The organism is Pseudomonas sp. FDAARGOS_380 (assembly GCF_002591235.1).
Taxonomy (GTDB): Bacteria; Pseudomonadota; Gammaproteobacteria; order Pseudomonadales; family Pseudomonadaceae; genus Aquipseudomonas; species Aquipseudomonas salmasensis.
Genome location: NZ_CP023969.1, coordinates 2,021,524 through 2,033,137 on the forward strand (window position 1 = coordinate 2,021,524; position 11,614 = coordinate 2,033,137).

General features: G+C 59.6%; 10 protein-coding genes. 4 read left to right on the forward strand and 6 right to left on the reverse strand.

The genetic code is table 11. The features are described 5' to 3' along the window. The first annotated feature begins 95 nt into the window (after positions 1-95). Positions 96-473, forward strand: a complete 378-nt coding sequence (locus CRN80_RS09435; protein WP_032894496.1) for a hypothetical protein — start codon at positions 96-98, stop codon at positions 471-473. A gap of 120 nt (positions 474-593) precedes the next feature. On the opposite strand, the gene ubiA is transcribed toward CRN80_RS09435, so the two are convergent. Then, the gene (gene ubiA / locus CRN80_RS09440) at positions 594-1,484 is read right to left on the reverse strand and encodes a 4-hydroxybenzoate octaprenyltransferase (RefSeq protein WP_098950030.1); all 891 of its coding nucleotides are present in this window, start codon (positions 1,482-1,484) and stop codon (positions 594-596) included. Beyond that, a complete protein-coding gene (locus CRN80_RS09445; RefSeq protein ID WP_098950031.1) occupies positions 1,484-2,047 on the reverse strand; it encodes a chorismate lyase in 564 nt (187 codons plus the stop codon). Before CRN80_RS09445 ends, ubiA begins: the two co-directional genes overlap by 1 nt. 195 nt (positions 2,048-2,242) lie before the next feature. Between CRN80_RS09445 and CRN80_RS09450 the strand changes: the two genes are divergently transcribed. The 3 genes from CRN80_RS09450 (at position 2,243) to CRN80_RS09460 (ending at position 4,061) form a co-directional block, all read left to right on the forward strand. Continuing rightward, positions 2,243-2,410 carry a rubredoxin gene (locus CRN80_RS09450; protein WP_014720509.1) on the forward strand — a complete coding sequence of 56 codons (168 nt, stop codon included), beginning with the start codon at positions 2,243-2,245 and terminating at the stop codon, positions 2,408-2,410. A gap of 36 nt (positions 2,411-2,446) precedes the next feature. Beyond that, the gene (locus CRN80_RS09455; RefSeq protein WP_003195591.1) at positions 2,447-3,595 is read left to right on the forward strand and encodes an NAD(P)/FAD-dependent oxidoreductase; all 1,149 of its coding nucleotides are present in this window, start codon (positions 2,447-2,449) and stop codon (positions 3,593-3,595) included. 190 nt (positions 3,596-3,785) lie between these two features. Beyond that, the gene (locus CRN80_RS09460; protein ID WP_003213368.1) at positions 3,786-4,061 is read left to right on the forward strand and encodes an HU family DNA-binding protein; all 276 of its coding nucleotides are present in this window, start codon (positions 3,786-3,788) and stop codon (positions 4,059-4,061) included. A 93-nt stretch (positions 4,062-4,154) separates the two neighbouring features. On the opposite strand, the gene CRN80_RS09465 is transcribed toward CRN80_RS09460, so the two are convergent. The 4 genes from CRN80_RS09465 to CRN80_RS09480 are packed head-to-tail and all read right to left on the reverse strand — an operon-like array spanning position 4,155 to position 11,601. Then, positions 4,155-4,817, reverse strand: coding sequence for a hypothetical protein (locus CRN80_RS09465; protein WP_032894500.1), 663 nt, complete (start codon positions 4,815-4,817; stop codon positions 4,155-4,157). A gap of 13 nt (positions 4,818-4,830) precedes the next feature. Then, positions 4,831-9,195: an RHS repeat-associated core domain-containing protein gene (locus CRN80_RS09470; protein ID WP_256588792.1), complete on the reverse strand. Its 4,365-nt coding sequence runs from the start codon at positions 9,193-9,195 to the stop codon at positions 4,831-4,833. A 12-nt stretch (positions 9,196-9,207) separates the two neighbouring features. Then, on the reverse strand, positions 9,208-9,642 hold the full coding sequence (locus CRN80_RS09475; RefSeq protein ID WP_060763892.1) for a DcrB-related protein: 435 nt from the start codon (positions 9,640-9,642) through the stop codon (positions 9,208-9,210). Positions 9,643-9,657: 15 nt separating this feature from the next. After that, positions 9,658-11,601: a type VI secretion system Vgr family protein gene (locus tag CRN80_RS09480; protein ID WP_032894502.1), complete on the reverse strand. Its 1,944-nt coding sequence runs from the start codon at positions 11,599-11,601 to the stop codon at positions 9,658-9,660. Positions 11,602-11,614: the final 13 nt, after the last annotated feature.

The following is an 11,614-nucleotide window of genomic DNA, read 5'->3' on the forward strand; positions in this document are numbered from 1 at the left end:
AGTCGTGTGACAGTAATTTAGTCGCTTGGGCAATTAACGGCACTCTGGACTACCCTTTGGGTCCGAATCCTGACAACCACAAAAGGAAGGTTCCGATGACTTACAGCACTGTTTCCTGGAAAGCCCTGCTGGTATCTGCGGTGTTGACGCTGCCAGGCCTGGCGTTTGCGGCAGAGCCAGCGATGACCCAAGGCGGGATGTTGGTGGATCACAAAGGGATGACGCTCTACACCTTCGATAAGGACGCTGATGGCAAATCAGTGTGCAAGGACCAGTGCGCGACCAACTGGCCACCGCTGAAGGCAGAATCCACCGACACCAAGACCGGCGATTGGACGGTGATCACCCGCGACGACCAGACCAGCCAGTGGGCGTACAAAGGCAAGCCTGTCTATACCTACAAGGACGACAAGAAAGCCGGTGACAAGACCGGTGATGGCAAGGGTAGCGTTTGGCACATCATCAAACCCTGACTAAGCGGCGGCTTTGAGGCCTTCGCGAGCAAGCCCGCTCCCACTTTTGATGTGCGAATACAATCAAAATGTGGGAGCTGGCTTGCCTGCGATGGCGCCCCAAAAATCACCACAGAATCCTCAGCGAACCGCGTAATCCACCACAATCCCGACAAAAATCGCCAACCCCGCCCAGTGGTTATGCAAGAACGCCTTGAAGCACTTCATGCGGTCCCTGTCCCGCGTGTACCAGAACTCCCAGACAAAACAGCCCGCCGCCGCCAGCAACCCGAGGTGGAACCACCCGCCCAACTCGAACCGCGAACCGGCCAGCAACAGGCACGCCAGCGCCAGGCCTTGCAGCGTGAGGATGATCACGCGGTCGGCATCGCCAAATAGAATCGCGGTGGATTTCACCCCGATCTTCAAGTCGTCATCGCGGTCGGTCATGGCGTAATAGGTGTCGTAGCCCACCGTCCACAACAGGTTGGCGATGTACAGCAGCCACGCCGTGGCAGGCAAATCGCCGGTCTCGGCGGTAAACGCCATCGGCATGCCCCAGGAAAACGCCGCGCCCAGCACCACTTGGGGGTAATAGGTGTAGCGCTTCATGAACGGGTAGCTTGCCGCCAGAGCCAGGCCGCCCAGGGACAGCAGGATGGTGCTGGCGTTGGTCAGCAGCACCAGCAGAAAACTGATGCCCATCAACACGGCAAAAAACACCAGCGCTTCTTTCGAGCTGATCTTGCCGCTCACCAGCGGGCGTTGCTCGGTGCGTTTCACATGGCCATCGACCTTGCGGTCGGCCCAGTCATTGATCACGCAGCCGCCGGCCCGGGTGAGTACCACGCCCAGCACGAAAATCACGATATTGATCAGCGACGGCGAACCCTTGCCGGCGATCCACAGGGCCCACAGTGTCGGCCACAGCAGCAGGTAGATGCCGATGGGTTTGTCCATGCGCGTCAACTGAATGAAATCCCAGGCCCTGGGGTTCAGGCGGTTCAAGGACTTGAGCAGACGTTGGTACATCAGCAGTTCTCCGGATGAGCGTGCAACGCGTGCCAGAAACTCGGCAGAAAGACTTCCGCCACCAGCACGCTCAGCGCCCCGCGGTCGAAGCGTGAACGGCGCGCCCACAGATTATCGGCCTGGTCCGCTGTCGGCAGCCAGGCACGAGGGTAGTGACACACTTCAATGGCCTGGCGGGTAAAGGCGCGGTCGCAGAACAGCAACTCGCCGAGCGAACGGCTGCCCAACTCGTCCATGTGCAGCCCATCGCCCTGCAAGGCACTGCGGGCCGCCACGCTGCGGGCGAACACCCAAGGCTGGCCGTGCCCGCGCAAATACACCTCGCGTACCCAACCGATACTGGCCGGCGGCAGGTCCAGGGCGGCACATTCGTCGTCGCGCAACGGTTGCCAGCCTTCGAACAACGGCGTCACGCTGAAACCCTCGTTGGACAGCCACGTCAGCCGTCGCGTCAGCGAGCCTTCGTCAAACAGCCAATTGAGGGTCAAGGGCGTGGGCAAGGGGCTCAGAAGGCTCTGGGTCAGCCATTGGCAAGCGTCGGGAAGGGCGATTGAGTGCGGCACGGTGAGTCAGTATTGGCAGCAAAAGAGGCGGCGAGCTTACCATGGCACCCTGGGCTTTTGCCGTGCCAAACCCGTCGTTTGCGTCGAACGTGCTTGCATCTGCCGGCCCCGATCAGTACAAAACGCCCTGAGCCGCGCGGCAACGCTGGATCCATCGACCGCCGGCCAACACGCCTGAACCTGAGGAAGCACGTAATGAAGAAGTGGCAATGTATCGTCTGTGGCCTTATTTACAACGAAGCGGACGGCTGGCCGGATGACGGTATTGCACCAGGCACTCTGTGGCAGGACGTCCCGGAAGACTGGCTGTGCCCGGACTGCGGCGTGGGTAAGTCGGACTTCGAAATGATCGAAATCGCGTAATCCCGAATTTAAGAAACGTACTACAAGGAGAAAGGAATGAACGCACCTGTCGTGATCATCGGCACAGGATTGGCCGGTTACAACGTCGCCCGGGAGTTTCGCAAGCTCGACAGCGAGACCCCGTTGCTGCTGATCACCGCAGATGACGGACGCTCCTACTCCAAACCCATGCTCTCCACCGGCTTTGGCAAGAACAAGGAAGCCGATGGCCTGAGCATGGCCGAGCCCGGCGCCATGGCCGAGCAACTCAAGGCCCAGGTGCGCACCCATACCCGTATCAGCGGCATCGACCCAGGCCACAAGCGCCTGTGGATCGGCGAGGAGGCGGTGACCTATCGTGACCTGGTCCTGGCCTGGGGCGCAGAAACCGTGCGCGTACCGGTCGAAGGCGATGCGGCTGAGCTGATTTTCCCGATCAACGACCTGGAAGACTACGCGCGCTTTCGTGCCGCCGCTGCCGGTAAACGGCGCGTGCTGCTGCTCGGCGCCGGCCTGATCGGCTGTGAGTTTGCCAATGATCTGATCCTGGGTGGCTATGAAATCGACCTGGTCGCGCCGTGTGAGCAAGTCATGCCGACCCTGCTGCACCCGGCGGCAGCCGCAGCGGTGCAAGCCGGGCTGGAAGGCATCGGCGCGCGCTTCCACCTGGGCCCGGTGCTCAATCGCCTGCAACGCACGGCTGATGGCCTTGAAGCGCACCTGTCGGACGGCGAAGTGATCCACTGTGACCTGGTGGTGTCTGCCATTGGCCTACGCCCGCGTGTAGACCTGGCCGCAGCGGCCGGCCTGCAAATCAACCGCGGGATCATGGTGGACCGCCACCTCAAGACCTCCCACGCCAACATCTATGCCTTGGGCGACTGCGCCGAGGTCGATGGCTTGAACTTGCTGTACGTGATGCCGCTGATGAGCTGCGCCCGTGCCCTGGCGCAAACACTGGCCGGCAACGCCACGGCGGTGAGCTATGGGCCTATGCCGATCACCGTGAAAACCCCGGTGTGCCCGCTGGTAGTGTCCCCTGCACCACGGGGCACGGAAGGCGTGTGGAGCGTCGAAGGGCAGGGTGCCGACATCAAGGCCCTGTGCCGCGATGCCAGCGGCCGCCTGCTGGGTTATGCGTTGACCGGCAGCGCCGTCATGGAAAAACTGGCGCTGAACAAAGAACTTCCGCCGCTGCTGGCGTAAATACCACCCGTTCTGTCGCAAACATCACGTTCTTACCCGGAGAAAGGCCGCCGCGAGACTGGCGCGGCGCCCGAGGGCATGCCATCCTCACTCCCGTCTGCCGCAGAGTAGAGCCTGCGGCGCCTTGGCGCTGCTCCACCAGAGAGCAGCACGGACATAACAACAAAAAACCGTCAAAGAGGCTTCACATATGCGTAAACCAGAACTCGCAGCCGCCATCGCTGAAAAAGCCGATCTCACCAAAGAACAGGCCAACCGCGTCCTCAACGCCGTCCTCGAAGAAATCACCGGCGCCCTGCACCGCAAAGACAGCGTCACCCTGGTTGGCTTCGGCACTTTCCTGCAACGCCACCGTGGCGCCCGCACCGGCAAAAACCCGCAAACCGGTGAGCCAGTGAAAATCAAGGCGAGCAACACCGTAGCGTTCAAGCCGGGCAAGTCGCTCAAAGACAGCGTCAACCCGTAATAGTGGTACCGCCTGAAGGGAGGCGGGAGGGTATGAAAAATGGGCACGCCGGCGGGTCGGGTGCCCATTTTTTTGCTCTTTGTGTTTGTGTGATCAGCTAAATTGAACGAGGAAATAGCCCCCCATTTCGCCTTCTTTCATTTTTTTCGCTCGATTATCGGCGAACACGTAACCTATACCGCCACCAAATATGCCTTCGTGACGAGCGCTTACTTTTGCGATATCGGTATCGGTCAACTGAGCCAGGAAATAGTAGCGAGGGCTTTCATACAGCGGGTCTTGCAGCCAAGCGGGGCGCCCTAAAACCTTGCTGATACCTACGCCACACTCCACGTCTTCCAGTTCTTCTTCCATTTGTTCGGGAGTCAATGGTTGCTGTGCAATATACTTTCGTGGAATCGGATCAGCCAATGTAGCGGGTGTGAGCTCAGCGGATGCGAGCGTGTGAAGCAGGACACGGCCATGGCCAGTTTGAAGTTTCTGCATCTCGCTTTGTTGATGAACAGCCAACTTGCGCACTGATGCCCGCGTGTAGGTTTCGTCATTTCGCTCAACGCTGACAAACACCGTCAGCGCCATTCCAGGAGGAATGAATGGCACACTCAGAAACGTTGAAGTCATCGTCATCACAGGCAGCATCAATTGGCCGGTTTGTGGATCTCTCGGCCAGAGATCAAGATCTGTCAGCCACGCGCCTCCACCTACTTGTCCAAGGCCATGATCTTGCTCTGAGAGAATGATTTGGTTGATGCCCATAGCGCGTGATCCTTTAGAAACAACCTTTTCGTTTGGCGAATGAAGTGGCGGAGCGCCTCGCCGTTCTGGCCTGTTGTTGCGTAATGATGCCGGTTTTGACCAGCGAGTTGTGTATGGCTTGAGACATGAGGCGAATTTCCAGCTTGCCGCGCTTGAGCATTTGGTTAGGGCCCATGCCGCGAGCGCGCCTCAAACGATTTTCCTCGGCATGTACCATGTCGTGATGCTTAGGGGACAGCGCGATGGACGGGTTGCCCTTGTAGCGGCGACCTTTGGCAATACCTTTTTCTTCCAAAAATTTATTTCGGACAATCTCGTGTGCTTCCAGTCCATCATTCTTGTGGGCCTTTGCACCGTAACCTGCCACTTCGCCTTCTTTGAGCAGCCCAAGCGGGTCAATCCACCCGGACGTATTGGGTGCGTATTGATAGAGGTTATAACCCCCCGCCAAACCAATCGGATCCGGCGTCGTAAACCGCCCCACATCCGGATCATAAAACCGAAACGTGTTGTAGTGCAGCCCAATCTCCCGATCCAGATACTGCCCCTGGAACCGCAAATTCTGCTCTTCGATAAAGTACGCTTCACGCACTTCTTCGTCTGCATTCCCCCACACCTGATAGCGCGCCTGCCACACCGTTTTTCCATCAGCTTCGGTCAGTTGCTCAGGCAATCCATTCAGGTCGTTGTGGTAGTAGCGTACGCTTTGATGCTCGCCCGTGCCGTCCACGCGAGCCAGCGGTACATAGCCGTCTTCTTCATAGAGATAGAGGCTGGTCTGGCTATGCCGATGCTCCTGCAGCAGGCGCAACCCCTCCCAATCAAAGCGGGTTTCACCCAACGGATAACCGTTGCTGTCATGTTCGGTTTTAGCGATGCGCCGTCCGAGGGGGTCGTAGGTCATTTTCACGACCGTTTCGCGTCCATCCTTCTGGCTACGGACTTCGATCAGGCGATGCTCTGCGTCGTAGGCAAAAAACTGTACGCCGCGTAGGGCACTGCGTTTTTCGATCATTCGGCCAAAGCCGTCGTAACGATAGCGTTTGTCCTGATAGGTCAACAGCTTGTTATGCACCACCAGCCCCGCACTGGCTGACGGACCGTCCAGCAGGTTGGCGGCGGCATCATAGGCAAACGTTTCTCGCTGGCCCTGAGCGTTGTCCTGGCTGGCGATAATGCGCCCGGTGGCGTCGTAGTGGAGCAGTTGGCGCTGATCCCGATGGTTATCGCGGTCACGCTCCAGGCGGCCGATCAGGTTATCGGCCGGGTCATAGTCGAAGTGTTTTTGCTGGGCGGCCGGCAGTTGCGTGGGCTGGCCGTTGGGACGGCGTATCCGTGAGCGCAGGCGGCCGCTGCGGTCGTATTCGCTGCGCGTAGTGATCTGGCCTTGGGTACGCAGGACTTCACGGTGCAGGCGGTCGCGTTCGAAGTCGCAGATGACGCGCCCGTCGAGGTTGATCTGGTGCAGGTGGCCGCTGCCGTAGTACAGGCGGTTGAGCCAACGGCCGTCGGGCAACTGCGTCTGGATCAGGTTGCCGAGCTCATCGTAGTGGTAGTTCAGGCTGCCGGCGGCGCTTTGTTCGATGAGCAGTTGGCCGCGCGCGTCGTAGGCGAAGGCCAGTGCCTGGGTGGTTTCGTCATTGCCGATGAAGGTGACAGCGGTAAGTTGGTCCAACGGGTCGTAGGTGTATTCGGTGCGACCGTCATCGGTTTGTTTCAACAGCAAGCGGCCCACTGCATCGCGTTCGAGTCGATGCACAATTGAAGGCTCAGGTGTCTGCCCTGTGGGCACGTACTCAACGGCGGCTACGTTATCCAGAAGGTCATAGGCATAACGTCGGGCGCTGCCGTCGAGGTCTTGCTGCTCTACCAGACGGTCGCACGGGTCCCAGGTAAAGCGGTAACTCTCACCATTTTCATTGGTCAGGGTTTGGAGGTGTCCGTAGGCGTCGTAGCGGAACTCAATCTGCCGGCCATGGGCATCTATTCGTTGGCGCACCTGCCCGCGGCGTCCGTACTGGTAGCGGGTGGTGTGACCTGCGGCATCGGTATAGCCGATCAACAGACCGCTGGTATCGCGCAGGTACTGCTCGATGCGGCCGTCCGGCATTTCGCTCTGTAGCAACCGGCCTTGGCTGTCGTGTTGATAGCGCTGGCGCTCACCCAAAGCGTCGATGACTACCTGCAAATGACCCTGGCGGTCGTACTCGAACGCTGTGGGGTACCCCGAACAGTCGATATGCTGGATTAACTGTCCGGTTTCATTCCAGCGCAGGGTTTTGCTTTTGCCCGTGGCATCGATGATCTCCACCACCTGTCCAAACGTATCGTAGCGATACCGTGTGACATGCCCCAACGGGTCGATTTCACTGACGCAATTGCCTCGCTGGTCGTACTGATATTGCCACGCGTGGCCTGCCGCATCGGTCTCCACCAGCGGCAGCGACCAATGCTCCAGCCACAACGTCGATTCGATACGCCCCACCGGATCCTGGGTGCTGCACAGGTTGCCGGACTCGTCGTAGCCGAACTGCCATTTGCCGCCTTGTGGATCGGTGGCGCTGAGCAGCTGACGCTCGTCATTCCATTCAAACTGCCAGGTTTTTCCCAGGTTGTCGGTGTACTCGGTTATCTGGTACTGCGGGTTCCAGCGGCGTGTGCTGACCCGTTGCAAGCCATCAGTAATGCGCGTCACGCCACCCGGCAAGTCATAGTCGAACCGGTACTCGTCACCTTCATCGGTCCAGTGCCGCACCACGCGCCATTCGCTACCGTCCACACAGTCCCATTGGTAGTAACAACCCAGCCCGGTGGGCAACTGATGCTCGACCATGCGCTGGCCGCTGTCATAGGTGAAGCGGCGTTGCACATTTGCGTCGGTATCGCGAACTTCGGCCAGGTCGCCGCGAGCATCGTAGCCGTAACTGACAAGGGTTTCTTGGCTGTGATCGGGGTATAGCCGTTTGACTTGCTCCACTCGCGCAGGCCATTGCTGGCTGTAAACAAATTCGACACGCACATGGTCGAACGTATCTCGTAAGTGGCTCAGCCGACCCTGAATGTCATAGTCAAGGAAGATTCGGTTGTCGTTGCGATCCCCCAATTGGCTAAGGCGCAGGCGTGAGGCGTTACCTGGCGTTGGTTCGAATAGCCGATACAGCCCGTCAACGCTTTCGATCAGTAGTTGGCCATTGGTATTGCGCCGTACGCTCAAGCCTTCTCCTGCGCTGAATACGGCACCGCCCAGCGGGATCACGCCCATGTCGATCTGTCGCGCTTGCTCATCGGTATAGACCAGCCGTTCCCCACCTTCGGGGTGTATGCCGATCTCGACGCAGACCTCGTAGATCACGCTCCAGCTGGCACCGAACAGACCGTCGCGACGCTCGTCCCGGCTGCTGTAGTAGCGCTGCCACTCGATAGGGAGCAGGCCGGGCAGGGCGAAGTCCAGATCGTCTTCCCCATCAAGAATTTTCGCGCCCGTGGAGCTGTGTACCGGGTTAGGCGAGCCTGCTACTGCGGAGGTAATGGCATTGGTCACTTGGCTGGTGCCCCACGACACCAGTCCACCAACGACCATGCACGGCAGCTTGCTGAAAAACTTGGAGCCACCACCGCGCAGCATCAACAGCGCGGTCACCGCCAGCCCGACACCGGGGGTCTTGCCGCTGCGGATCTCGCGCACCACCACGGGGCTGCCGCCAATACGCACGTTGCTGGAGATCATCCCCGACTCGACAATCGATGCGTCGCAGGTACTTCGGTCACCGCTACGGGCGGCCGGCTGACCATTAATCGTGACCTTGCTGGAGCCTTCGGCAATAAACTGCGGTGGCATGGGTGGATGCTTGGTGCAGATGACGATGTCCAGCGGTTTGGGGACTGCGCCTGGAGCAGGAACTGCCACTGTGGGTCGCCACATCTGCGAGAAGAAACCTTTGGCCATGTCAAGGTAGCTGGCTTCTTCGGGACTACCACCTTCGGCGGGCTGCGAGCTGACCGGGCCGATTGCGCCTGCGGCACGTGCAGAGGGAATGCCGTTGGTAAAGGTGTTGTGGGAGCCGGTGGCGATTGTTGCCATCACCACCGGCGGGAATAACGCGTTGCCTATCCAGTCACAAACTTTTGTCAGTCCCTTGTCTGCCCCCGTCTTGCTCATGCCTATGCCGACGATGATGCCCACCACGGCACCCAGTACAAAGCAGCCTAGGCCGCCGGTTACGACCGTAATACCGGTGGCGGCCACAATCGCAGCCGTGGCGACGGCCGTAATAGCGATGTTGGCCGCAATTTCCAGCACGCCGCCCAGGATGTCGGCCATCGCCGAGGTGTGCAGCAGGCCGTCGCCGAGACGTGCCGCCCAGAGAGCGTCAGACATGGATTAAGGGCTTCAAGGTTTGGGATTGAGCTGCAAGGTGCTTTTGATGGTTGCCCAATGGGCGCTTTCAGCATCGCCCAGGGGTTGGGCTTTGACATAACTCAGGGCAAGCATCTGCCGAGTGCCGGGTATCACAAGCGCCAACTGGTATTGATGGATACGCTCGGTGCCCTTGCTGAACTGGTTATGTACTTCGATGGCGTCTATATCCTGCGCCGCGCCTACACGAAGAGCCTTGGCCGGTTGGTAGCGCAAGTCCTGTACCTGCTTTTCCAGCTTCGCCAGTTGCTCTTCGAAGTTGCTCTGCAGCGTCTCGCCATCACCCAGCAGGCTGCGGCTGACGATCAACGAGGTACCCAGCGCGGCGAACTTCAGGATATTGATGGAAGCATCCTGAACCTCATCGCTGGGCAGGGTGAATTCAAATTCATTGAGTCGATAGGTCATTGAAACGGAGTCTCGTTATTGGCCGGAAGACGGCTTGGGAAACATGGCGTTGACGGCGGCGTCAATGTCGCCCTTGACCCCCTGGCCCATGGGAGTGGTGCCGCCTTTGCCGCCAATGTTCAAATGCAGATTGCCTCCGGTGTTGATCTCGGAGCTGCCTTCGGAGTACACGTTGATCTGAACGCCAGTGAGATTGATCTGCCCGCTGGCATTGAGCTCCAGCACGCTTTTGCCACAGACCAGGCGCAGGTTTTCGCCCACTTCAATCAGGTAACTTTTACTGATGGCGTCTGTCTTGCTGAACCCCACCATGAGCATGTCGTCGTGCTTGACTGCGCGTACCCGGTCGTTGCCGACGGTCACGACCTCGTCATGCCCGATGCTTTTATTGCGGTCATGCCCCACCGAGTGGCTCTCATCCACCTCCACCACGATGTCCTGGTTACGCTCGGCATGGATATACAACTGCTCCAACCCCTTCTTGTCCTCCATGCGGATTTCATTGAAGTTGGCCGGCGTGCCGCCTTTGCTGGAGCGGCTTTTCATGCCGCTCTGGGTGGCGTTCTCTGGCAAATCGTAGGGCACCGTCTGTTCGGCGTTGTAGACGCGCCCAGTGATGATCGGCCGGTCGGGGTCGCCTTCGAGGAAGCTGACGATCACTTCCTGGCCGATGCGTGGAATCTGCATCGAGCCCCAGTTCTTGCCGGCCCAGGATTGCGACACACGAATCCAGCACGAGCTGTTTTCGTTGGATTGGTCGTGGCGGTCCCAGTAGAAATGCACCTTCACGCGCCCGTACTGGTCGGTCCAGATTTCCTCGCCCTTGGGGCCTACCACCAGCGCGGTCTGCGGGCCTTTGACGATGGGGCGGTGGGTGTTGGCCAGTGGGCGGAAACTCTGTTGGGCGTCGATGCAGGTCAGGCTGCTTTCAAACTGCGCCGAGCCTGAACCGCCGCCGCTTTCCAGGCTTTCCTGCACGATGAAGTAACGGCAACCGACGATCAGGTATTCGCGGTTCTGGTCCTGGCGGCTGAAACCGGTGAGGCTGAACAGATGGCCCGAGCCCAGGCCGCGCGCGTTGCCGCTGAACTCGATCTGTTCATGCAGGGTTTGCAGGGCCTCGATGCGGGTGCGCGCATAGTGTTCGCCGTCGGCGCTTTGCACGTAGGTGCCGGGGTAGTCGTACAGCGGGTAGTCGCCGGCGGTGTGCGGGCGCGGCATGGCCGAGCGCACATCGATGCTCGCGCTGGGGCGCTGGAAGTCGTAGTCGTTAAGCTCCAGCGAGCCCGGCTGCACCTCCTGCGCCAGGTGCCAGTTGTGCATATGGTCGCGTTCGCGCTGTTGCTCGTCCTTGGGGTAGTAGGGGATCGACGCATAGCCGGGCACGCTGGTGTGAGCGCCATAGGCGTCGGCCAGTACCAGCACATGGCGGTCCTGTTCATGGCGGAAGAAATAGTAGATGCCTTCCTGTTCCATCAGGCGGCTGACGAAATCGAAGCTGGTCTCGCGGTATTGCACGCAGTATTCCCACTCGCGATACGGCCGGCTGAGGGCGTCTTCGAAGTCGGAAAAGCCCAGGTCGCGGAACACCTGCTTGATGATCTGCGGGATGCTCAGGTTCTGGAAGATACGGCAATCGGAGGTACGGCTGAGCAACCACAGCCAGGGGCGCAGGGTGGCCTGATAACTGGCGAACTGGCCCTGGTCGATGTTCTGGCTGCAACGGGCGACGATTCCATGAAAGTACCGTTCGCCACCGTCGGCCAGTTGCAGGCCCACGCTCATCGGTTTGCCCAGCAACTGGTTGAGGTCGATGTTGGCGTCCAGGGACGTCAGTTGCAGCTCATAGTTGAACAGCCGGCCCAGCTCTTCACCGCCGCCCATTTCGTTGAGCAACAGCACATCCGGCCCGAGGGGGCTGGTGATCTTGGCCAGGCGTGAGGCTTGGTTGAATAGCATCATTTCATCCGTC